Consider the following 24,790-nt stretch of genomic DNA (forward strand, 5'->3'; position numbering starts at 1 on the left):
TTGTCCTCTAATCGAAATTTAGATACGAAGAAGACAATAAAAAAAGCCCCTCTGACCAATGTTAGATCAAACGAGGGGCTCCTAAATTGCCAAGATTGATGAATATTGCTGCTTACGAATAAAGGAAAATACGCTAAAAAGTTCTCGCTTCAGCCTGCAGTTTAATCGCCGCCATCTCCTCCATCGCTGCCGCTGTCATTGCTGTCCCCGAAAAATCCGCCACCGCTGTCCCCATCCCCACCGTCTCCGCCGCTGCTGCTCCATGAAGACGAGTTGCCAGCCAACCCTTTCCATGACCGTTGAAAGGCAAAATCAAGCGCAACATGCGAAGCGGGATCAAATAGCGGAGAAGCGTGAGATCGGACATAATCCGGTTGCTTCTTTCGAATACGTGTCAAAAACCTCCGTCCTACGCCGAGCAGAAGCGCCGCTTCCATCATCCGTTCGAGATGAATAGGCTCGCGATCTTCGCTTCTGCCGCCTCTAGCCAGCATTCTGCGATATCGTTTCACCGTGCTCCGGCAGGCTTCCGATCTGCGATCTAATACGACTCCGGGCATAAGTCCGACCAATAGAATCGATAGAAGAACAAAGTCCAAGTATGTATCAACGACCGGGTCGTACATGATTTGAGCACCCATGAAGAAGCAGACGATCAAGAAGGCTATGATATATTTTTTCTGACGCCAACGAATAGAAGCCAGGACGGCTCCGCCTCCCAAAATAAGAATCATTACGCCGATCCATCCCCATGATATAACGTCTGCGATATACAGGTAGGTCAGCAATGTAACATGCACGAGAGCAAGCATGGCGAAGATTATTTTTCTCGGCCAATATACTCCGTACTTTATCGTTTGGCGATTCTCTTGCTCCACGATCTCCCGCCAACGATTGAACCCTGTCTCCAGGCCTTTCAAGCGATTCTTGTAGATGTGCATCGAGCTTTTTTGATGACGTTCTGATTTCGTGGGCCCGGATATGCTGTCCAGTTTCAGAAATTCCGTCCCACGAAACAGCCAGCTCAGAAGATACCGCTCCGATTTCGTCAAGCCGGAACGATTCCCCGCGAATCTGAACTGCGGGCCCTCCTTCGGGGCGCTGTCATCTTGCTGAAACCGCGTTCCCAAATGCTCCATGGAAATATCGAGCATGCCCTTGCGTCGCAGAGCAAACACACTGGCGAGAACATTTTCGCGCCGAAGCTTACCTTTCCTGAAGAGGTAGACCAGACTGCTCGGATCCATATGTTCAATCTCTTCCATGGTTATTCGCCGTCCGTCCCACCATGCTGCGAGCCTGCGAATGGATAGTGCATAAAACACGACACCTGCTATTGCGGCATAAGTCATCCAGCGGCTTACATAAACACCGGCTTCAAGCAGACGATCCCGCTCCACGAATCGGCGTTGAAGCGCCGATTCTTGCTCCAGCCGTTCCGATAGTAGGGAAGAAGACGACGTCGTTTCCAACTCGGGAAGCGCCTCTGCTGGAACAAACACCTTCATCCGCACATGATCCCCCTTCGGCAGAAGCTTGTTTTCGTATCGGGATACTCGTTCGGAAGTCTCCGTAACAGCCCCACCGGAGCGGTCGTAAGCATAGACGATAACCGGTTCTTGCACAGGCTGCCTTATACGCAGCGTAACCGATACGTTCTGATGCTCCTTGTCGTTATCCTTAAGCAATGACCAATCCAGCTCTCCGCGATCGTCATATTTCACTGCCTCCTTATCAAGCCTGTAGCGATAGTATACCTGCCTGGTTTCATCCTTTGCCTGTACATCGATGAAGTAGGAACCCCTTTTCCATCTTAAGGTGACCGGATACCGCTCTAAACTTTGATAGCCGAAATTGCCTAGTTCCCGATCGACGGGTGGAACATATGCCTCGAAGAACTCGATATTCGCATCCCCGAAATTGTCCATAAATCGCGATATCGAATCGTACTCACCGCTGACAGTATAGGTAAAAAGCTCCTCCACGTACAAGTCACCGTCCGGCAGCAGATCGGCCACGATGTCAACCTGATCGACCGTCAATTTGTCGGTGCCGCCGCAGCCTACGAGAAGAACAACCAGAAGAACCACCGTTGTCAACAACATCACAGATTTCGAGCCTTTACTCATTAAGCCATCCTCCTGTTTCCTTAAAGGACAATCATGGCATACTCCTTTCGAAGGTATAGACAGATTCATTTCATGTTAATGAAAGATTTGCGATCTGGCAAGCATTTTCGATGGCTCCCAGTAACTTCCCGCGATTGCTGTGAAAGGAGTTTAAACGAGCCGGCAATGGTAAAAGTTGTCGTAAAAAAAGCGCCCTATCCCATTCGAGATAAGGCGCTTGGATCATTAGTGAGGCATTATATTGCCAGGTGTTTGCGGCTGAACCATAGCAGGAGCGTAGCTATTTTGCATTTGCGTCATATCCTGCCGCGGAAGCTGTGGTACCTGATAGTAGCCATGCTTGTTCTGATACAGGGAGATTTCATAAGCCATTTCAATACAGTTTGGCAGCGAATCTGCAAGCACCCGGCGCACGACTGGATTGGTGGATTCCAGGGCGGCATTTGTTTTTACGGTAGCACCGGCTTTAACCGCATTCAGCATGCATTGGGAAATGAACTCATCGTTTATTTCTGCTGTCGACTGCATTGGTTTCTTCGGCTGGGATGGCTTCATCCCGTAAGTAAAGTCATTCCCCTGCTTCATTTTATAGCTTTGGGTCGGTTTGGATGGGTCTTGCCCTGATTTAAAGCACTCCAAGGTGATGTTGTATTCATCAGCCATAAATTGCTTCTGGCGCTGCATAATATCCCGAAGCTCCGGATCTTGTACGTGCCCGCTTAGCATCGTATAAGTATCAATCGTATTGATGGCCCCTGCCAACACTTCGTGGACGTCGAACATTTCGTGCCCGCCATGGTTCAATTGCGGAGGAACCATACCGGTTTCAATATTTTGGTGATTTTGCGGCTGTTGGAATTGCATGCATATAACCTCCTCATATTTTAGCCTTATTTCCAATGCATCAACTTGATAGCCGGATTATGGCTTGGGAATGGCTCCTTATCTGCAGTTCAAATATGGAGTCCAAGGTTTATTGTTATAAGAATCGACTTAAGTTATTCAGAGAAAATGCAGCGTGAGCCAAGCGAAGTCAACATGAAGTAATTGATGATTGGATTTGATTGTGCCTGCAACAAAAAAGACGGCCGCCAAATGGCGGTCATTAGCAATTTGTTCGTACTTCTCGGCATCTCGTTCTTTCCTTTACCAGTACATATCCCAATCTTTTAAAACCCTCACCAGCGCTTCAAAATAGAAATAATCTCCCCATATGCAGCATTCGTCGATTCCGTTCCCGAGCGGCTTTCCATACACCGCATGCTGGAGAATGCCGTTGGATTCAGGGAGCGAAGCCGTCGTATATCGATCGGATAAAGACTCCAGGATACGAAGTGCTGCGTTCTCGTACGTTCGGCGCTCCGGATGCGAGAGCGGCAAGTGCTTAGCCAGTTCCAGCATTCCGCATACCGAAATGGTGGCCGCCGAGCTGTCCCTCTCTTCTTCCAGGCCTTCGGTGAATATCAAATCCCAATAACACACATAATCCTCAGGCAGCCGATTCAAAAAGTATTTCGTGACCCGCTCAGCATGATGCAGCAGCGCTTCTTCCCTTGTATATGCATAACTGAGCGGCAAACCATAAATGGCCCAGGCCTGACCGCGCGACCAGCATGAATGATCCGCGTACCCTTGGGACGTTTGCCCAAATCTTGGCTCTCCGCTCTCGACATCCATATAATACGTATGGTACGTTGAGGAATCCTCACGAATCAAATATGCAGCGGATTGCCGGGCATGGCTTATGGCAGCACGTCGATATTTCGGTTTACCGGTTTCTTCAGTCGCCCAATAGAGCAAAGGCAAATTCATGCAACAGTCGATGATCATCCTGCCGCGCTGAGACGGTTGGTCCAGCTTCCCCCAAGCCTGAATGATGCCGGCTTTCTCGAAAAACCGCTCCATCAATAGGTCTGCGGCGGCCAAGGCAACCTGTCTTGCATCTTCGTTCCCGGTCAATTTGTATGCAGCCACGCAGGACAAGGAATACAAAAAACCCAGATCATGCGTCTCCGTTGCGATGCGCTGCTCCACACGCTCCTTGTAGCTGTGGAGTTGATGCTCCGCGGTCGAGCGGTACTTCGCATCACCTGTAACTTCATATGCCAACCACAGCATCCCGGTCCAGAAGGACGAGGTCCATTCCGTGTTGCCGATTGGCTCGTAGATATGATTACGGCTTGCAGGGGACGGAAAACGGTCCGAAAATGTGTCCAAATTTTCATCGATCTTATGCAGCACGAATTCAATGGCGGCTTCGGTCCTTTGACGCGTCCAAGTCGTGGTCACGCCGTATTTTAATGGTTCCTGGATCGCTTCCATGTCTAATTGGCCACTCCTCTTCACGTTCAAGTTTAATGCCCGCTTGCACTCACCCGATATTTGCCGGGTGTTACCCCCTCCAATTTCTTGAATGCCCGGATGAACACGACATCGTTTGTATAGCCGACTAGTTGGGCCAGCTGCGCATTGGTCAGTTCCGATTGCTCCATCAAAGTCTTCGCTTTCTCAATCCTCGCGCGGGTAATATAGTCGGTGATATTGCATTGATTCATCTTCTTAAAGAAACTCGAGATATATTGCGGCGTCATGCCGAAATGGTCGGCAATCATGCCAAGTCCTAGATTATAGTCAGTTAAATTCCGGTCGATGAATACCATCAAATCCTGCTGCAGCTGGATGCTGTGATCGCTGTGCTCCGTATGAAAGAGACGGGACAGCTTTTCATACAACCGCTTGGTCTCGGTATGCATTTCATCGCTTGTGGAACAACCGAATATGTGTTTTACGGGATCAAAGCTCGGGCCTAGAAGGCTTTCATGATCCGTGTTCGTCAAATTCAGTATTTTCAGAAATGTGCTGATAATGTTGAAGAACAAGCATCTTCCCAGCTCAGGGGTCATTCCCGATGAATTAAAATTCATCGTATAAATATTGTCCAGCAGCTTAGCGACGTTTTCCGTATCTCCGCTTCTCACATGGTTGACAAGCTGCGTCTCGAATTCGATCGGATAGTAATAATGATGCTTAATGTCCCGTACATGCCCGAAGTGAATGATTGAATTTCTACCGCTGAACATCCGGTAATCCAGGGCTGCCATTGCTTCCAGATAAGCGCTGCCGATGGTTCCGTTTCCTGTGTGTACGCTGCTGACGGCGATCGTCACGGAAATATGAAAACGGTCCTCCAAGACCCGAAGCAATCGTTCTGCGATCTCATGAAGGAAGAGTCCTGTTTCCACCTCTTCAACCGGATGGAAATTGATCAGGATCGCTACCCGATCGCGTTCCAGATCGACAGCGAATCCCTGATGTCCCGAATTTGCAATATCCGTGCCGATATTCGAGATGATAAACCGAATTTGCGTCCAGTCTTGCTCGGATGGCTCTGGTGACAGCCTTGTAATATTCACTGCTTGAACAATGATGACTGCAAACTTGTCGGACGCGAAGTGTATACCCATCGTCGCTAATGACGGCCCCCCGTGATCGCCCGCATGTTCCGGATCAATGTATCCCCGAATGAGCCTTGACAGAAAATCGGCACGGATGACAGGCGTCTGCCTGAACAATCGCTCTCTCAGATGCCGCTGCTCAACGAGCGAGCCTTCGATCGTTTGCAAAATAAAATCATATTCGTTTGCGGCCGGCTTATCCTGAACCGGCTTTCCTTGAAGTATGGCATCAACCACCCGTTTGACGGGACTATATTGTCGGTATGCAAACCAACAAGCAATGGCCGCCCCCGCGACAAGCGATACGACTAACACCGTGAGCGCCATTCTCTTTAGCTGCGATACTCGTTCCATAACGCTGTCCATCGGCATGACGGACACATAATGCCAGCCAGCTTCCTTGGATTCCGTAAAGGTTATCATGCTGTCCGTGCCATTTAATGTAGTTTTAAACAATCCCGATGGACCAGCCAGCTTTTCCGTCACCTGTAATGACAGCTCCGAGCCAGAGGAGCTTGCGATCACGCCCTGTTCCTTGTCGAGGATATAAATCTCGCTGTCGTTCGCGGACTCGATTTGCCGGAACATCTCCTGAAGCTGCTGCCCATCGATCATGATCACAAGCGTTCCGCGGATATTGGAAACTTCATGGAACGGAAGGGACTGCGCATAAGTGATGACATCCGCCGGGTTGCCATTTGCTTGATTCGGGTCCTGCAGCAGCACATTGGAGGGCAAGAAAGCCTTGTTGTGGTAGCTGCCGAGCAACGTCCGCTTCCAAGTTTCAAATTCCATATGCTCAAACCGATAATACTTGTCGTAGAAGGTTCTTGCATCCGTCCGCATTCCCGGCTTTAGAATGACGTCTCCCGCTTGCAGATGAACATAATAGTCCTTCACGAATCCGCTTACAAAAGATTGATAGCGGTTCAAGTAATCGCGGACGAATTCTACCTGGCGATACGCCCCGGCTGGATCTTGCCTATCAAGATTCAGCAAATGAGCCAGCTTCGGGTTAAACATGATTTGTTTGGCCAAAATATCCACTTCTTTAAGCTTGCTGTCCATTGAAAGCCGCAGCTGCTCCAGCATTGCCGAATTTGAACGCTCCACATTGTTTTCCATCACGTTTTCCACCCGTCCATATAGAAAAAGCCCCACGGTCATAGGCAATAACAGGATGAGCATGTACGAAACGATCATGGTTTTCAAGACGCGTCCCCGGCTGCTCCTCTTTCGCTTGCCGGGAATAAAGCCGGGTATCGAGATCATGGGCATTCCTCCAAGAAAATGTATGGAAACCTATTTCTTGAATCCTTCGCCAAACGGACTAGCAATCCCTTTAATAAGTCCGGTCATCCAATGAGAGGAACCAATCGAACCGAACGAAGCTTCACGGCTGCCGCCTGCCAAATTTCCGGTCCGAAAGGCTTCGGTTTCGCAAGCTTGGTTGATAAGGTCAACGCATACGTACCCGGATCCTCAATTACGATCCGTCCGACAGATGAATGAACCTCGGTGTACGGATGCTGACAGGATATGGAGTCGTTGACGACCTTATCCTCTTGGGGAATACATGAGATCGTCTGCCCTGCCGCCCGTACGGTGACCTCATGATCGTATTCCTTTTCCCAAACGGCACCGGATTTTTTGAAATTAACAAGCATGACTTCGTAAATGCCGGAAGATGAGGCCTTAAAGCTCCACCGTGCCTCGTTCATCTCGCTCCCGGTCGTTATCTCTGACAGTACAAGATCCAGCTTAATGGAGCCATTCGCCTGTTGGATAAACCCCCGATCTACATCGATCTTGCCCTCGACTTCCAATGCAATAACCGATACATGGTCTTCCGGGGGATGCTTGGGCAGTCGGATCCGCATCGCGTGATGGTCCGTTTCCGGTTGATAGCTCTGGTGCACGGGAAGACTGCTTGTCGTCGGGTCCGTGAGCAGATATGCATGTTTAACCGTATTTCTCACCCCGTTCAATGCCAGTTCTCCCTCTGGCCAATAACGGTTGTATACATGAAGGAAGAGAATATCTTCTTTAACCGTAACCGCTCCCCACTCCAGCTCATAAGGGAACGGGCTTGCGCTCGTACCGTAGACCGCCTCTCCATTTCGAGCAAGCCATTCGCCAACTTCCTTCAGGCGCAAAGCGGATTGTTCCGGAATTATTCCTGTTTCCGTAGGGCCGACATTGAGCAGCAGATTCCCTCCCTTGCTTACGATATGCACCAACTTTCGGATCAAAGCATCCGTCGATTTCCACACTTGATCCTTGGTGCTGTACCCCCACGATTGATTTAGGGTCATCGGCGTTTCCCATTCCCTCGTTTCCTCGCCATACATCGGGATTTCGTTATTGCCCTTGGATTGGTAATCACCAAAATCAGGCCAATGGCTCACTCTGCTGTTAATCAGGCAATCGGGCTGAAGCTCACGAATCATGTTGACCATCGCTTCGCTCTCCTTCTTCGACAATCCCCCGGATGTATCGAACCAGAGCAGTCCGACGGGGCCGTATTCCGTCAGCAGCTCGCGCACTTGCCCCTTTGCTTTATGGTTCCAATAACTGAAGAACGCCTTCTTCTCCAGCTCATAGTCCCACAGATTGTTAAATGTATCGTGAAGCGCATGCGGATGATGCCAATCAATCACATGAGAATAGTAGAAGCAGAGCCTGATTCCTTCCTCCCTGCAAGCTTCGGACAGTTCCTTCAACGGATCCCGGCCGAATGAAGAAGCATCAACAATATTGAACGGGTCCGTCCGCGAGTGGTACATGGCGAAGCCATCGTGGTGCTTGGCCGTGATGACGATATATTTCATGCCGGCCCTTTTGGCACATTTCACCCAAGCTTTGGCATCAAACTGTGTCGGGTTGAATTCCCCGGCAAGCTTCTCATATTCCTTTACCGGAATTTTGTCAGCATACATCACCCACTCTCCTTTGCCGAGCAGCGAATACACCCCCCAGTGGATGAACATGCCGAATTTGGCATCCTTCCACCACTGCATCCGGTTCTTGCTTTCCGCTACGATATCTAATGATGAATCAGCCATCGTTCTCCTCCTATTCCTTAATGGCGCCGATCAAGACACCTTTGACGAAGTATTTTTGCAAAAACGGATACAGAAGCAGTATCGGTAATGTGGACACGATGATCGTTGCATATTTAATCGTGTCCGCGATCGCCATCCGGTCCCCGGAGGCTTCCGTCATCATGTTGTCCGTCGTATTGGTTATGAGAATTTCCCGGAGCACAAGCTGGAGCGGGAATAACTCCCGGTCCCGCAGGTAGATGAGCGCCCCGAAATATGAATTCCAGTGTCCCACGGCATACCATAGAATCATTACGGCGATAACGGGCATGGACAGGGGGATAATGATTCGGAACAGAATGATCAGGTCGTTCGCACCGTCGATTTTCGCTGATTCCTCAAGACTTATCGGTACGGACTGAAAGGCAGTCCGCATAATGATCATATTAAATGTCCCGATCATCCCTGGGATGAGCATCGCCCAGATCGTGTTCAGCATTCCCAGGTTATTGATCAGAAGATAAGTCGGGATCAGGCCGCCGCCAAAAAACATGGTAATGACGATCAACATCATCAATAGATTTTTAAAGTACAAATTTCTGCGGGACAACACGTATGCGCCGATCGCCGTGGCCACCAGATTGATGGCTGTTCCCGCCGCAACGTAGATCAGCGTGTTCCGATACCCCGTCGTAATCATCGGATTGTTAAACACCGCCTTATAGGCTTCGAAGTTGATATCAAGCGGCGTGAACAGCAGCCCTCGGTGCTGGGCCAACGAAGCGGGATCGCTGAACGAAGCAAAGGCAACGTACACGAATGGATATAAGGTGACGAAGCAGAGACCGGTTAGAATCAACGCATTGAACCAGACGAATATGGTCTCTCCGGCGGTTCGTTTATTAGCCATAACCGCCCCCCTCTCTACCAGAGTTTATGTTCGCTGACCCGCTTGCTGATCGAGTTCGCGAGTACAAGCAGAATGAAGCTGACCACCGAATTAAATAAACCTACAGCCGTCGTAAAACCGTAATCCGTCTCCAGAACCCCTCGCCGATACACAAAGGTCGAGATCACGTCAGCCGTTTCATAAGTTAGCGGGCTGTACATCAGCAATACTTTTTCGCTGCCAACGCTAAGCATGGAGCCCATATTTAAAATAAAAATAATAATGATCGTCGGCAGCATCCCAGGCAGCGTTATGTGCAGCATCTGTTTCCAGCGGCCAGCGCCGTCCATCTTGGCTGCTTCGTAAAGGGTCGGATCAATGGTTGCGATGGCGGCAAGATAAATGATTGATCCCCAGCCTACGCCTTGCCAAATGCCGGACCCGACATATAGCGTACGGAACCATCCGGCCTCGCTCATGAACGGAATCGATTCGATGCCGAAAAAGCCCAGTATCTGATTCACCAAGCCATCTCTTGCGAGGAAATCGAACATGATCCCTGTAACCACGACGATGGATACGAAATGCGGCAAATACGATATCGTTTGAACTGTACGCTTAAACAGCCGGCTGCGGATTTCATTCAGCAGCAGGGCAAGGATAATCGGTGCCGGAAACGCGAAGATGAGCTCATAAACATTGATCAGCACGGTATTGCGCAGAAGGCGTTCGAAATAATAGCTGTTAAAGAAATTGCGAAAATGCTCAAATCCGATCCACTCGCTTCCCCAAATGCCGTCCGCGATACTGAAATCTTTGAAAGCCATCAATAGACCGTACATCGGTCCGTAGTGGAAGACGGCATAGTATAGAATAACGGGAAGCGCCAGTATGTAGACGTATTTGTTCCGTCTTAAATCTTTCGCAATCGTTGTCCATTTCCCTTTGCGAGACTCGAAGGGATGTTCCCGTGCAGCAGACAATCGGATTCCTCCCTCCAACTTTTATTTATTGTGCCGCACCAAGAGCGACGGGAACTGCATATTTTCCGCCGCTCTACGGCGGTTAGCCTTTAATCTTTTGCCTTATTGCTTCCTACCGCTTACCGTAACGCTCCAAGGCGTTCTGCTGGATTTCCAGGGCTTCCGCTAGACCCATGGATTCAATGGTTTTCACATACTTATCGAACTGATCCAATGGCTCGGCGCCCATGACGAATTTCAAGTACATCTCGTCCTTGTACGTGTTAATGTCTGTCATAATTGAAGCATAGCGGCTGCTCTCGGCTTGAGTCGGCGTTGTGCGCGGCATTTTCTTTTCCATGGTCGGCTCAGCCCAGATGATCTTGGACTCCAGCTGATCAGGCTCGGTCGTATATTGCTCATCGAAACGAATATCGAGCATTAACGGCCCGCTGAAGGTTGCTCGGTTATGCTTGGACATGGATTGGATCACTGGCAGTCCGGAAGGATCATTTAATACTTCGGGTTTGAATTTGGGCTTGCCGTCTTCCATCGTATAGCTGACGCCCTCTTTTCCGAAGTTAAATAACAGGGTCCCTTCCTCGGAGTAGCCGTAATCCAGCCACTTTACGGTTTCGATCGGATTTTTGTTGCTGGTCGTGATCGCCGCCCCGATTCCGTTAAATGCATAGTCCTTGTAACCCCAGATTTGCTTGTCGCCTTTGTTCATCACAGGGTAGGGCGCTGCCACCAATCTGAAATTCGGATCTTTATCCTTCATGAGCGTTCCATACTTGCCGATCCCACTGCCGGTGTATAGAATCGCTGATCCGATTTGGCCGCCGGTAATTTTGGCCTCCAGCATTTTCTCATCGGTCGTCGCAAAGTCTTGATCGAGTAAGCCTTCCTTGTACCACTGGTTCATGAGTGTCAGGAACTCCTTGAACCTCGGGTCAGTCGGGCCGTATTTAACCTGTCCTTCCTCTTGATAAAATCCGGCGTTAATTCCCCATGCTCCGAGAAAAGCGGTCGTTGTATCGACATCTCCCTTCGTCAGATATAGTGGGATCTCATCCGCTTTGCCATTGCCGTTCGGGTCTTGTTCCTTAAAGGCCTTCAACACGTTGTACCATTCATCAATCGTCGTCGGCATCGAAAGCCCCAGCTTATCGAGCCAATCCTGCCGGATCGTCGGTCCGAGAAATACCTTAAGCCTGTCGTCGGTACGCAGGAACGGGAACACGTATATGCTGCCGTCATCGGTCATAATTTCCTTCTTCCACTCCGGATGCTCCTCAAGCACCTTCTTAAAGTTTGGTGCATGCTGGTCGATCAAATCATTGAGTTTGATGATTTTGCCGTCCTTGATCGCCTTCTCCGGTCCCCCAGGATAGCCGGCCCAAGAATATTCGATCACATCCGGAAGCTTATCCGAGGTCATCATGAGGTTAAACTGCTCCGTGGCTTGCTGGCCCTGCGGAGGATGCTGAAAGTCCACTTTCACTCCGGTTAAACTCTCCAATTCCTTATAAGCCTCGATTTCGTTGTAACTCTTCATCGTAGCGGACACCTGGCTAACGATTTGCACCCAATACGTCAGTTCCGATAGAACCGGAGGGGATTCCGGGTCCAACGCTGCCTCCGGTTGTCCCTTGGCAGGGCCTCCGCAGCCTGCCGCTGTCATGGACATGGTGGCGGCAAGCAAAACAATCCAGAATACTTTAAGCCTGTTGACCTTCATTATCTTTGCCTCCCTTTTCATTTGCTTGTTGTGCGGATTTCTGGTTTGTTAAGCACCACCTTACAGAACATTTTGGCGATTGAACACCGCCGTATTTTCTAATTGTGCAGTATATTTTTAAAGCAGTACATTGTCTAAATTTAATCTTGGACTGATTTATTTCATGATGGACGGTCACTACAGAAATAAAGGGCGGCCGAAACGGCCGCCCTTTGCAAGTTATAAGCTGCTATGAAGCCGAGACTTGGTTTCGGATGTAGTCCATGTCTCCAAGAAGCAGCTCCGCAAAACCGGAATCGATGTGCTTGCCCCGTTGTGCTTTGATGGCGTTCTCCAGCGAAGTGAGCGCTTCATCGGCTCCTTCGCTTCCAGGAGGATGCTGCTGGAGATCTGCAATTTTGGCCAATAGGCTTAGCGTGATGCCGTGATTATCAATCCAGCCCTTTTCTTCCCCTGCTCTCACGATATCGTCGAGCTGTTCCTGATCGACAACAACTTCGATCGGATATTCACGAACCGTGACATTCCCGGCCGCATCTTCTGCCGTTATACGAAGAATATGCGGTCCGGCTGTCAGCGTTAATGGCTCTCTAACCAGCGTTTCGGAAGCTTCCTTGCCATCCAGCTCCAAGCTAAAGTCCGATACGCCGCTTAATGTGTCCGTGATTTGAGGCGAAATGGTTAAACGCTCGGTTTGGTATACGGACTGTGGCACATTTGCCTTTATTTCCGGTCCGCTCCGATCAATCCTCACTGTCTTGGAGGTTTCGTCACTTGTCACGCCAGACAAAGCGGCCATTCGGGCATATACGGTTGTCTCTCCCTCTGTTTCCAAGAGTATGGGAGCCGTATAATTCGTCCATGTGCCTTTGGATCCTAGCTTAAATTGGCTCCGCATGCCTGCAGCTTCAGCTTCAGGAGTCATCGCGATGGAGACCTGCACCGAGTCACGGTTCCATTCGGTTTCCGACTCGACCTTGATTTCTGGTGGGTCTTTAAGCGAATGCGTCTCCCTCAAGCGCCACAATTCCTGCGCAGGGGACGGTAAGTTCAACGCCTCGATGCGGGATTTAACCTCCGCTTTGGAATACGGCAGCGCCCACTTATCGAAGAACTCCGTCAGATTCTCTCCTGCCGTAATGGATGCCATCACGACAAACGTATCGATCTCTTCCTGGTTCGTCGCAGGCAGCTGCGATGCCGGCAGCTCTCGGTACGCCTTATGAAGGTCAGCGTAAAAGTCCCATCCATAAGCCAAGGAAAGCTGGCGGAACATCACGAGATAGCCGAAGAGATCCAGCTGGCCGGAAGCACCGAACGACTTACCTGGAAGATCGCTTTCCATATATTCAAACGCTAAATCATAGAAGTCCTTTCCATCGGCATTGCGAATCAATAAGTTGCTGCTGTTGCCGAATTTCTCCTGAACGTAAAGGGAGTAAATATTAACCGTGATTTCACCTGTTACGTTCCAGTTCCAGGCTCCTTGCTGATATTCATGGCCCGTCTCGTGCCAGAAGCCCCATCCTCCCTGTGTAACTCGAGATATGTCCACGGCGTGGCCCGCTGAAGGATCGATGTGAAACATGATCGGATAGCCCGCATGCATGTAACCAGCACTAATCTGTCGATCCGCAACATAACGGAACGGAAGGTCTATACTTTTGTGCGGCAGCGGTTGATCCGGGGAAAGCCCCGCAACTTCCTCGGTGTAGTCCACGATCGCATCCCACTTCTCCACTAATTGCTGTGGATCTTCTAGCTGCCTGATATACTCGGACGGCAGCGTCAAGATCACCCTGCGTCCCTGAAGCTCCGACCAGGGGGCGGGATGATGCCGAATCGTATCTTCCCATTCGGCCTTAGAGGTCTCGCCAAGGATATAATGCGGTGCGCGAACTCCGCCGCTGATTTCAATATCCTTCGCAACGCCAGGCTGAGGCTTGGTTGGAATCAAGTAAATCAGACCGCCAAAAGGACTGCGAATCCGATTCTCACCCGGAGAGAGGGTCTTTCGCTGCGTTATGACCGGCGGTCGTTCCCATTCCGTTTTACTTGTCAGATTGTCCGTGTGCGCCCCAACCTGAACGTCTAGATGCTGAGTGCCTTCGGGCACACGAACCGTTACCCATTCTCCGGCCGGCGCGTACAGCCCTGTACTAATCCAATTTTTAGGAACCGTCCCTTGACGCAAATAGTCAAAGGTTGAATAATCAAAATTCACGTGGACGGATTGTCCCGTCACACGAGGGGCCTCTGCTGGAACGGCTCCGGGGAATTGATCGGCATAAGGGGATTTGGGGGCCGTCAGGTCATTTCCGATCCGTCCCAATTGAAACGCTAATAATGCGCTCGTATAGGGCGCTTTGGAACGGTCGAGCGGAAACGTAAGATTGGATTCCAAATCGCTCGCATCCTGCTCGATCACGGCATACAGCGGACTCTGCGGAGTGATGCTGCTGACGGTTCCACCGGTCACCGAAGCGATGACCTGCAGCTTCTTATCCGCGCCGGCACCAGGCCGCCCGACGTTTACCTGATCCGGTGACAGAGTCCCGGCCTCAATTGCTTCGGCCAGTTCCAGCAGCTTTTGCGAATGATAATTGGCGGATTGCTCCGGTGTCAATTTGGGCAGGGTTTCCGTTCGAGTCGATGCCGTATTGTTCATCAGACCAAGACCCATCCGGTTCAATAGGCGCTGCACCGGGTAATCCTCACTGAGCTTGCCTGAAAGTCCCTGATATTCATTCCCAAGAAAGACATGCGGATATTGTTCCATCACCCATCCCTTTAAGGGGACAACGACATGACCTCCTTGCGCGACGTAATTCTCGACGGCGTCGACCTCGCTATCCTTCAGCGTCCCGTCAACATAAGCTACGGGGTAGCGGGACGGATCCAACTGCTCCGGCGTGAATTGGTCCAATCGGACCAAATCGATCGGTACATCGGTTTCGATGGAATAATTCTTCCACGTTGCGGACAACATGGGTAATCGACCTTTGCCTTCCAATGCCTCGTCAAATTTATCAAAGCAATGTTGAAACTAAACCTTCCTCCTTCTCACCTCACCTTCGGATCTTTTTTCGATACAACCCAACTATAAAACGGCCGCCCGCTGCTCCCAACCGTCTATTTTTAAGATCCAACTGTATTTTCTCTGATCGGCACTGATCTTTTTTAATATTGAATGGCATAAAATTAACAGGGAACCATTCGAATTTGTTCACAAACACAATAAAGAAGGCATCCCGCATAGGGATGCCTTCTCGACTACTACTAATATGAACGGATCACGAAATCCCATTATTCCAGGGTGAAATCACCAGAGCCCGTGCGTACCTTCAGCAGCACATCGCCGCTTCCGAACGTTCCTCTGAGGACGCCTTTATCCTTGTCTTTCTCCTCGTATTGGAATCCGTCCCAACTAACCTCGCCAGTGCCGGAGCCCCCTTTAAAATCAACGGTCAGGGAAGAAGGCTCCTGATCCAAATCAACGGTCACGTTGCCGCTGCCCACCCGCAGGTCGGCATCCTGAAGCAGCTCATCCGCTTCCAGTTGAATGTTGCCAGAGCTGGCCTCGCCTTGCAATTCGGCTTCTCCGTCCTGCAGATCAACGCTGCCGCTGCCTGCCTCGAACTTCATCAAGGAAGCCTTATAGCGCTCAGCCGATATATCGCCGGAGCCTGACTTCAAGCCAATTGTGACCGCATCAATATCCTCGATATGAATATCACCGCTGCCCACTTTGATGGAGATATCCTCTCCCTGCAATCCCGCAATCTCTATATCACCGCTGCCTGCTTCAATGTCGGCTCCTGCCCACATTTTCTCAGGCAGTTCCACCGTTAAATCCGTATCCATAATCCGTACGCCGATGCCGATATGATCCGGTGCGTCGATCCCCACGCTCAGCGTTTCGCCCTTCGACTCCACCTTCAATTTGACTTGGTCCGCAATCTGCTTGCTCACTTTCCCATCCAGCCTGATCATGATCTCATCCGAGCTTCCCTGGACGACCTCAATATCGCCGCTTCCTGTTCGAATATCCAACTTCTCGATTTCTTCCGGGCTGACCGCCTGTTCCTCGTGAATTTCCTTCGTAGAGAAGGAGAAGCCAAAGTTAACATTTGAGAAGATATTCATGGGATTCCACGTAAAAATCAACAGCAACACGCCCGCCACCACGATCCACACACCAGTACGTCTCTTCATTTTCGTTTACCTTCATTCCTTCCGTCATTCCAAATTCTCTCTATCTTTCCAGGTTTCCGATTCCTGTTCAGTATAGCACGCATAATCAACATGAACATTAGTCCCGCGAATGATTGAAACCCCGACTTAAGTCTAGTACCGCAAACCTCCTGGGGGTATGCCGAATAGGAGCACGGATTACCTTTGGGAATTCGTAAGATTACGAAAAAAAAGAACCGACCCCCAGCAGAAAATCTTTACCGGGGACAGTTCCTTCTTCGATCTAAGAATCGCTTCATTATGTACAGCATTTACTGAAGTTTTACTTTATGTAGATGCTAGTTCCTCAAAACAATTACAGGATCAATTTCGTTAGAATGCTCATCAGCAAGACGTAGGCTGACACGGATAGAATCAAATAACCGGCGGTGCGCTCCTTCACGACTCCGCTCGCTTCCATGGCGGCATGCAGCGTTAATGCAAGCAGAGACAACAGCGTAATGAGCAGCAATAAAAAGGAAATATTAAAGCTGAAGGACAGAATGCCTGCTACAACAAAACCGACAGCCCCAATGTAATGCGCCGCTCCGACACGCGTAATAAACAGCTTTAGCTCAGGCTGCTTCCCGCTTCTCCACCAGCCGATCAGCCATACAGCCGCCAGCAGCGCAACGGTCGAGAGCAGTCCGAGCAACAGCATTCTACCGAATACTTCACCATACACGGAGGATGGAAGTTCACTAAATAAGCCTCCCCCTCCAAAGCCAAACATGGCGAAAAAAAGCGATGCTATCCGCTTTCCCGTAAGCAGCGTCCATAGTAGAAATCCTACCAATGAGCTGGCAAGCCCCAGGATTCCGTAGATGAAATGTTTTTCCGTCAAATGAATGCTGTTCAGCGGATTTTTCAGCAGATTCAGGATCAAATAGCCGTCCACCTGCTTCATTGATTTTGTTACTTCATCCAATACATTTTTCTTCTCTGTCTCCATCGTTTCCTCCCATAGAAATATTCGTCATGCCTAAACCAGGTCCGATCCTTTCCTATTTTATCCGATATTTGCTAATCCGTATATTGGAAATTGACAAATTTCAGCATTATCCCAATGCAACATCCAGAATCATCATCAAAACGAAACCGAACATTAGGCTCATCGAGGCCAAGTCTCGGTTGCCCTTTTCCTGAGAGCTAGGAATAACCTCTTCGGCTACGACAAAGATCATCGCTCCGGCTGCAAAGCTTAACGCATACGGCAGCATCGGCTCAATAACGGATACGGCCACTGCGCCGATGACCGCAGCGATCGGTTCAACCATGCCGGAGAACTGCCCATAGAAAAAGCTCTTTCTCCGCGACATTCCGTCACCGCGCAGCGGCATGGATACCGCAACGCCCTCCGGGAAGTTTTGAATGCCGATCCCAAGCGCCAAAGTCATAGCGCCGACAAGAGACGCTTCCGTCCCCCCGTTGGCTAACGCGCCAAATGCGATCCCAACCGCCAGCCCCTCCGGAATGTTATGAAGGGTGATTGCAAGGACCAGCAGCGTGCTTCGTTTTCTCATTTTGGGGTTGTAACCTTCTGCTCCTCCGATAGGGGCATTGGGATGAAGATGCGGCAAAATCTTATCGATCCCCCAGATGAATACCCCTCCCAATAAAAATCCGAAGGCTGCCGGAAACCAGTTCCCGATCGGATTGCCTTCCGACATTTCGATGGCCGGAGCCAATAAAGACCAGTAGCTGGCCGCAATCATCACGCCGCCGGCAAACCCCAGCATGCTGTCCAACAAGCGCTGGTTCAAGGTTTTGGTCACAAAAACGAGCGTCGCCCCTAATGCGGTCATTCCCCATGTAAACAAGGTAGCGAGCAGTGCTTGTAGAATGGGATTCAAGTTCATAAATACATCTACCGTGAACTGTGACCCGATTTGTGGACAGTTTGAAATAAACCGCCTAGAGCTTAGCTAGCAAGCAGATGACCTCTGAATTCATCGGGGGTCATCTTTTTTAATGTCCACTGGTATCGTTCTGAGTTGTAGTAGCTTATGTACTCCTTCACTCGCACCCTCACTTCATCAATAGTTTGGCAATCGCTAAAATCAACGTCGTCTTTCAAGTGACCGAAGAATGATTCCATCGGGGCGTTGTCCCAGCAATTGCCTTTGCGCGACATCGACTGCTTAAATCCTGCCTTAGCAATGAGAAGACGGGTTTTAGGATGCGTGTAGTGCATCCCTTGGTCGGAGTGCAGAATCGCTTCTGGATGAATGTTTCCATCTAATCGCTCTAAAAGACGCTGTAGCGTCCGCTCGACAATTGGAAGCTCGAGTGTTGCTGCCACGCTGTCGGCAAGGATCTGCCTGGTCGCCCCGTCCTTCACGCAGGAAAGGTATGCCCAGTGTCCGCTTCCATAGCGCAAATAAGTGATGTCAGTGAGAAACACTTTCTCAGGTTCGCCTTGGTCAAACTTTCGCTCCAGCAGGTTCGGACACGTCTTGTGCTCTTGAGTTGCCTTAGCCATCTTGCGGTAGGGGTTCGCCTGACGGATTACGGCTACCAAGCCTGCCTTTTTCATAAGCCGGCGAATCTTCTTGTGGTTCATGACAACGCCGCTTATCTGTTCCAGCCGCATCTTAATCACAAGCGCACCTGCTTTGCCGCGGAGCGCGTCAAAGTGCTGCTTGATGAGAAGGATGTCCTGCTCGTCGGCGGCAGCACGAAGTTGACGATCTTCTTCCGTCCCCAGCCACCTGTAATAGCCGCTTGGACTTACTTCCACGAGCTCGCATAGATAGCGTGTCATTCGTTTCAGGCCATATGCCCGAATGGTGCGATTTATGATCTCATAGCGCTCGGAGGGCGTCAGCGTTTCTTCTTCTGCCGATCGAGCGCTTCGAGCTTTTTTAGCATGTCCACTTGAGCTTCAAGCAGTTTGATCTGGGCCTTAGCCCGTTTCAATTCTTCTTCGGCTGACAACTGACCAGTTGGCTTGCGCCCTGTACTGCCCTTACCGCGCCGCTCTGTAGCCAAACCTTCCTCACCGTACAGTTCGAAGGTTTCACGCCACCGTTTTAAGCTGTCCTTGGGCTTCTTATGACCAATAACGTCCAGGTCGAAGCCGGCACGAATAAAGATTTCTGAAGGTGTCTGCCCCTGCTTGTAGGCTTTCAGCGCCTCCAGCTTGAATGCAGGTGTGTATGTAATGGCCGCCTCGGTCACATGGTGTACGTTTGGATTCTCCTCCAGCTTCCTCATTTGCTCCTCGGTAAAGAGCACCCGTTTCAACTTCCCCATTCTCGTATCACTCCTCGTCACATACCTTGATTAAAACACAAATGACCCACAAGAAGTCACTTTTTTCAAAGTGTCCATCTTATGGGTCACAGTTCACCATTATGGATGAGCTCCTTTTTATGTAAGTGATTATGCTAATGATAAAGTTAGGGTTTCCCCATCAAATCCTAGCATGCATATGCCGACTTTTGTTAGAGACATCTAGAGAATATGTACCCAAGAGGGTTACTCCCCATACAGCCCATCAAAATTATATATCAAATATTCCGTATCATTAACACTTACCTTTTGGTAAGTACCTGAACTAAAAGTGCATACTTACATAATTTCGGCTATCGCTTTATACTCAAGACAATTCATCTTGCAAGGAGGACAACGCTTTGAAAACGCTAGTCATCGCAACACACCCTAATCTGGAAACGTCGGTCGTAAATAAGCGATGGGTCGATGAACTCCGGAAATACCCGGAAAAATACACGATTCATGAATTGCATAAGGTTTATCCGGACGGCATCATTGATGTGGAACAAGAACAGCAGCTAATCGAAACGCACGGCAATCTTGTCCTGCAGTTTCCTATCTATTGGTTTAATTGCCCGCCGCTTCTCAAAAAATGGCTTGATGACGTCTTCACCTACGGGTGGGCATATGGTTCCAAAGGCGGAGATAAATTAAAGAAGCGTAAGGTTGCCCTGGCGGTATCCGCCGGCATTAGAAAAGAAGACTATACAAAAGAAGGAAGGTATCGCTATACGCTTGATCAGCTGCTGACTCCGTTTGAGACGACATTCCGATACTGCGATGCGGATTACCGTTCATTCTATGCGTTTTATGGTCAAGAAAATGAACCCGGCGGGAACGTGCCCGGTATGGAGCCGGACCCTGCTCAAAGCGCATTGGAAGCAAGCGCCCGCGATTATGTGAAGTTCGTCGATAGCCTGTAATCGGGGTACCGGTGTGAAGGATTAAAAAAGAAGTATTCCTTGAATTGGGGAATACTTCTTTTTTTGAGTCCGGCCTCATGTCAGGCCTCTTGCGGTACAGATTCGGGCGTGGGCATATGGTTCTCGCCCCACTCGCACATCATATACAGCACGGGAATGAGGGAATGCCCCCGTTCAGATAGCGTATATTCCACCTTTGGCGGAACTTGCGGATATTCCGTGCGAACGATCAGGCCATCCTCTTCCAGCTCCTTTAACATTATGCTCAGCGTTTTAAAGGATATCGAACCGATGCTTCGCTTCAGCTCATTATGCCGCATAACCTTATTTTCGGCCAGCCAATACAAAATGATCATCTTGTATTTACCGCCGATCAAGGACAGCGTATACCCAAAGCCGGTGTCTCGGGGGTTTACGCCGGTAGGAACACAGGTTTCACGCACTAGGGTCACTCTCCTTCTAGTCTGCTTGCCTAATATTTCTTGTATGATAAATCTTATCATAAATACAAGCCGATAATGGGGAAAGCTTCATCTTGTTTCAACAAAAAATCCAGGCAGCAAGTCCGAACGAATTCTCGCTCATGGCTGCCTGGATATCGTTAAGTCATGCTTTACAAGGACGGGTCCATGCTGACATATGGATCATCCAGCCCACACATCTTTTACATATCGACCGGACGATTCCAGCCCGGATAACCAGACGGCAGCTTCTTCTTCGCTCACGCCATGCTGATCCCGGTATGAACGGATCAGCGTCTGTTCCACATCCGGCGCCATTCTTGAACCGTCCCCGCAGATGTACATTTTCGCTCCCGCCTCCAGCAGTGACAGCAATAAGGATCCGTCCTGCTTCATCAAATGCTGGACATAGCATTTCTCCACACCGTCTACCCTGGAGAAGGCTGAATGCAAGGTGACCAGCCCTGCTCTCTCCGCCTGCTCCAGCTCGTCGCGGTAAAGGTAATCATGCTCCGGATTCCGACAGCCGAAGTACAGATGCGCAGCACCCAGCTCCTGCCCGGCATCCCGAAGCGCTTGCCTTGCTTGGATGAATCCCCGGAACGGAGCAACGCCGGTTCCCGGCCCGATCATAATCATTGGCGTTGCCGGGTCTTCCGGGAGCTCGAAGCCGGATTCCGGGGAACGTATAAAGATCAACACCTCTGCGCCTACCTCTAATTCCGCCAAATAATTGGATGCAATTCCCCGGTATTCGCCGCGGCCGCTCCAGGCGCTGTCCCGCACGACGCTGACCGTGATGCTGGCCGTATTCCGGCTGACTCGCGGCGAGCTGGATATTGAATAGTATCTCGGCTTCAGCGGCGGCAGCAGCTCTAGGAACCGTTCAAACGGAAGCTCACAGGCTTCATACCGCTCCAGAAGATCCAGCATACTGATCCGTTTGGCTCTCACTTCATCCTGATATGTCGGATCCTCAAGCAGTTCCAGAAGCTCTTTGGCATGGGGCGGGCAAACCGTACATTCGGCCATTTCCCGAATTTGCGCACGCGTGGCGGGTTCCTGCAGCTCTACGCTGCGGGAGAGCAGATCGTCCAGGCGAACCGGGACGCCGGTCGGCAAATGGGCGCCGCTTCTTCCTTCAGCCGATAAAATAAGATGCGCCCCCGCGTCCAATTTAAATCTTCGGAGGACTCTCTGAACCAGCGTCGCCGGGTTAACCGGAAGAACGCCAAGATGGTCTCCTTCATGGTATTCAGTTCCCTCCGGCAGGGAGATTTCGATATGCTGTGTTATGCGTCCGCTGTCTTCATGCTGCAGATTCCGGCTGTGAACAATGCGCCCGCACGCAGCATGGTAGGTATTGGCCAGCGGTACGGCGGCAGCACCCGGTACGAACTGGACGGACAAAGAGCTGCGCTTCGTCTCATTGACGGCTATCACTGGCAGGCCGAGGGCCTGCATCAGATCCGGCCATAGCTCCGCAGTCCATGCATCGACTTCACGTTCAAAATCACCGCTTGCATCACTCTCGCCTCGCGGCAGCAATCGCTGTGCCCCTTTGATAGCCAGCTGCTCGTCGATCAAACGGGGGATGCGCTGGTACGTGCTTGCCCAATTGTGATCCCCGCAGCCGAATACCGCATACCGCACACCCTGGAGTTCGGACTCATCCGCATTCTCCAGCCATTCCACGAAACTCTTGGCATTCGAAGGCGGCTGCCCGTTGTAAGATGCCGATACAATCACGACCGCCCCTTCCTTCGGAAGCCTTCCAGCGAAGTCATCCAGCGTGCCTACCTGGCTGTCGAATCCTAAATGCTTCGCAGCATCGGCCACTTCTCTGGCAATTCCCTCGGCCGTGCCCAAATTGGATCCGTACAAAGCGAGAAGCGGCGTATAATGTGCATGAGTTACAGGTTCAGGACTTGCGGATTGCCGCTTCTCCGATTCGGTAGAAGCGGCTGCGCCTCCTCCCGGAATCATTAGGGCCGTTCCGTCTTGACGGTTCCGGATTTTAATATGGAACCCTTCCGGCTTCAGCGTAAGCGTCTCCTTCACATTCAGCTCGTAAGACTGATCATCGATAAGTTCAAAATATTTGAGAACCAAACCAAGCACCAAGGTTGCCTCCTGCAGCGCAAATTGCTGCCCGATGCAGGCGCGCTGTCCGTTGCCGAACGGTTTGTACGCATCATGCGGCACCTTGCTCGGATCTTCGAAGCGCTCCGGTCTGAACGCTTCCACGTCGTCTCCCCAGACGCGGGAGTCTCTGTGCAGTCCCGGTATGAGGACCGTCACGCTGTCCCCCTGCTTGACCGAATAGGTGCCGCCGATCGTTGTATCTTCCTTGGCATACAACGAGAAGGCGGGCGCGGTCGGCCACAAACGCAGCGACTCGTTTAGAACCATGCGGACGTATTTGAGCTCCCTCACCTGGTTGTAGGACGGTACGGGATCTTTAAGCACCCGGTCCACTTCGCTGACCGCCTTTTGCAACTTATCCGGGTTTTTCATCAAAAAGTAAATAGCAAACGAAAGCAAGCCGCTTGTCGTCTCATGCCCGGCGATCAGAAACGTGATCATCTGGTAGCGGATGTTCTCTTGATCCAGCCGCTCGCCGGTATCAGGATCTACCCCTTCCAGCATATGGGCCAGCAGGTCCCCTTCATCTCCGCCATGCTTCTGGCGTTCTCGAATAAGCTCATCCACAAGAGAGAACATGAACTGAATATCGTCTTGAAACTGGCGCTTCTTTTTCAACATGAACATGTCTTGGATGCCCAGCCGGTGAAGCTGGTTCATTCCCTCATCAAGCGCACGCACCATGCTATCGATAAACGGATGATTGTCTTCCCGGTAGAAGCTGTTAAACCGGTAATTGAAGCCGCACAGGCCGATCGTATCCAGCGTGAGCCGCGTCATGTCGGCAGGAACGTCCACCGTTTCATCCGGATTGAGACGGGCCCATTTCTGGATCAACTGCATGGCAATATCGAGCATTTTCGTATGGTAGCCCTGCATCGCGCGCTGACTGAAGCTCGAAAGCAGGATGTTATGGGCCTTCTTCCAATTGGGTTCATGCGTTGCGCTTGTGAACAATCCATCGCCCGCAAAGGCACGTACATTCTGCAGCGGTGCCCATATCCGCTTGTCGAAGCGCTTCTCGTCACAAGCATCTCTTACATATTCATGGCCGGAGACGTACAGTTCCCTGCGACCGCCCGGATACTGAAACTGAAAGATCGGGCCGAGCTCCGAAGCGATTTTCACTAGCGACTGAACCGGTGCGGACGAATCCAGCAGGGGCAAATTGCCAAGCGGTCCGTAAGTTTTAGGTTGAGGTATCCCTTTTGTTAGCATCTTCGTTTCCCTCCATCTTCCGAATTTCCATCTGTTATTCGCCCTTCTCCCGGCGGGTTCCACCCTGGTCCGGTACGAACTGACCGAAATCGTAATACGGTCAATTCGCGGTAAAAAAGGAGGATGTGACAGCAGCTTCGCAGTATCCCTATAGCATGGCTGTCTTATCCTAGCCTATACCCTATCATGATATGATGGTCTCGCATATCAGCCGGAGGTCCATAATTATCCAGCCCTAGCCGGGTCTCGCAGTGCTACTTTTCAACCAGGAACCACTCCCTGATTGAATCTTAAGGACTAATCGGCGTTTTTTC

At 50.6% G+C, this 24,790-nt stretch carries 17 protein-coding genes; 1 reads left to right on the forward strand and 16 read right to left on the reverse strand.

Features of this window, described 5'->3' with window-relative positions:
• Positions 1 to 161: 161 nt before the first annotated feature.
• The 14 genes from MKX76_RS09770 to MKX76_RS09835 all read right to left on the reverse strand — a co-directional run bounded on the left by MKX76_RS09770 (position 162) and on the right by MKX76_RS09835 (position 19,708).
• Entirely contained in the window at positions 162 to 2,129 is a 1,968-nt protein-coding gene (locus tag MKX76_RS09770) for a DUF2207 domain-containing protein (RefSeq protein WP_341033644.1), read from the reverse strand.
• A 225-nt stretch (positions 2,130 to 2,354) separates the two neighbouring features.
• Positions 2,355 to 2,993 (reverse strand): spore coat protein, encoded by a 639-nt coding sequence (locus tag MKX76_RS09775; RefSeq protein WP_007128308.1) that lies wholly within the window; start codon positions 2,991 to 2,993, stop codon positions 2,355 to 2,357.
• A gap of 282 nt (positions 2,994 to 3,275) precedes the next feature.
• Positions 3,276 to 4,451: a glycoside hydrolase family 88 protein gene (locus MKX76_RS09780; protein ID WP_210094875.1), complete on the reverse strand. Its 1,176-nt coding sequence runs from the start codon at positions 4,449 to 4,451 to the stop codon at positions 3,276 to 3,278.
• A gap of 32 nt (positions 4,452 to 4,483) precedes the next feature.
• Positions 4,484 to 6,856, reverse strand: a complete 2,373-nt coding sequence (locus MKX76_RS09785; RefSeq protein ID WP_210094874.1) for a helix-turn-helix domain-containing protein — start codon at positions 6,854 to 6,856, stop codon at positions 4,484 to 4,486.
• 83 nt (positions 6,857 to 6,939) lie between these two features.
• Positions 6,940 to 8,649, reverse strand: coding sequence for an alpha-L-fucosidase (locus MKX76_RS09790; protein WP_210094873.1), 1,710 nt, complete (start codon positions 8,647 to 8,649; stop codon positions 6,940 to 6,942).
• A gap of 10 nt (positions 8,650 to 8,659) precedes the next feature.
• Complete coding sequence (locus tag MKX76_RS09795; RefSeq protein ID WP_007128312.1) at positions 8,660 to 9,538, reverse strand: carbohydrate ABC transporter permease; 879 nt, start codon at positions 9,536 to 9,538, stop codon at positions 8,660 to 8,662.
• A gap of 14 nt (positions 9,539 to 9,552) precedes the next feature.
• Positions 9,553 to 10,500 carry an ABC transporter permease gene (locus MKX76_RS09800; protein WP_210094871.1) on the reverse strand — a complete coding sequence of 316 codons (948 nt, stop codon included), beginning with the start codon at positions 10,498 to 10,500 and terminating at the stop codon, positions 9,553 to 9,555.
• Between the two features lie 112 nt (positions 10,501 to 10,612).
• Entirely contained in the window at positions 10,613 to 12,220 is a 1,608-nt protein-coding gene (locus MKX76_RS09805) for an ABC transporter substrate-binding protein (protein ID WP_341033650.1), read from the reverse strand.
• 229 nt (positions 12,221 to 12,449) lie between these two features.
• On the reverse strand, positions 12,450 to 15,209 hold the full coding sequence (locus tag MKX76_RS09810; protein ID WP_232239275.1) for a M60 family metallopeptidase: 2,760 nt from the start codon (positions 15,207 to 15,209) through the stop codon (positions 12,450 to 12,452).
• Between the two features lie 317 nt (positions 15,210 to 15,526).
• Positions 15,527 to 16,435 (reverse strand): DUF4097 family beta strand repeat-containing protein, encoded by a 909-nt coding sequence (locus tag MKX76_RS09815; RefSeq protein ID WP_251535133.1) that lies wholly within the window; start codon positions 16,433 to 16,435, stop codon positions 15,527 to 15,529.
• 334 nt (positions 16,436 to 16,769) lie between these two features.
• Positions 16,770 to 17,405, reverse strand: coding sequence for a hypothetical protein (locus MKX76_RS09820; protein ID WP_028404592.1), 636 nt, complete (start codon positions 17,403 to 17,405; stop codon positions 16,770 to 16,772).
• A 106-nt stretch (positions 17,406 to 17,511) separates the two neighbouring features.
• Complete coding sequence (locus MKX76_RS09825) at positions 17,512 to 18,312, reverse strand: ZIP family metal transporter (protein ID WP_341033654.1); 801 nt, start codon at positions 18,310 to 18,312, stop codon at positions 17,512 to 17,514.
• Between the two features lie 62 nt (positions 18,313 to 18,374).
• Positions 18,375 to 19,280: an IS3 family transposase gene (locus MKX76_RS09830; protein WP_341035036.1), complete on the reverse strand. Its 906-nt coding sequence runs from the start codon at positions 19,278 to 19,280 to the stop codon at positions 18,375 to 18,377.
• Positions 19,277 to 19,708, reverse strand: coding sequence for an HTH domain-containing protein (locus MKX76_RS09835; RefSeq protein WP_007127449.1), 432 nt, complete (start codon positions 19,706 to 19,708; stop codon positions 19,277 to 19,279). The genes MKX76_RS09830 and MKX76_RS09835 overlap by 4 nt, the downstream gene beginning before the upstream one ends.
• A gap of 380 nt (positions 19,709 to 20,088) precedes the next feature.
• Here MKX76_RS09835 and MKX76_RS09840 point away from each other — a divergent pair, with 380 nt between their 5' ends.
• On the forward strand, positions 20,089 to 20,652 hold the full coding sequence (locus MKX76_RS09840; RefSeq protein WP_144878415.1) for an NAD(P)H-dependent oxidoreductase: 564 nt from the start codon (positions 20,089 to 20,091) through the stop codon (positions 20,650 to 20,652).
• Positions 20,653 to 20,732: 80 nt separating this feature from the next.
• Here the strand turns inward: MKX76_RS09840 and MKX76_RS09845 are convergent, their stop codons facing one another.
• Together MKX76_RS09845 and MKX76_RS09850 are read right to left on the reverse strand one after the other, a co-directional pair.
• A complete protein-coding gene (locus MKX76_RS09845; RefSeq protein WP_007128322.1) occupies positions 20,733 to 21,095 on the reverse strand; it encodes a winged helix-turn-helix transcriptional regulator in 363 nt (120 codons plus the stop codon).
• Between the two features lie 201 nt (positions 21,096 to 21,296).
• Complete coding sequence (locus MKX76_RS09850; RefSeq protein ID WP_251535135.1) at positions 21,297 to 24,476, reverse strand: bifunctional cytochrome P450/NADPH--P450 reductase; 3,180 nt, start codon at positions 24,474 to 24,476, stop codon at positions 21,297 to 21,299.
• Positions 24,477 to 24,790 lie beyond the last annotated feature (314 nt).

The organism is Paenibacillus sp. FSL R5-0810 (assembly GCF_038002285.1).
Classification (GTDB): Bacteria; Bacillota; Bacilli; order Paenibacillales; family Paenibacillaceae; genus Paenibacillus_AQ; species Paenibacillus_AQ lactis.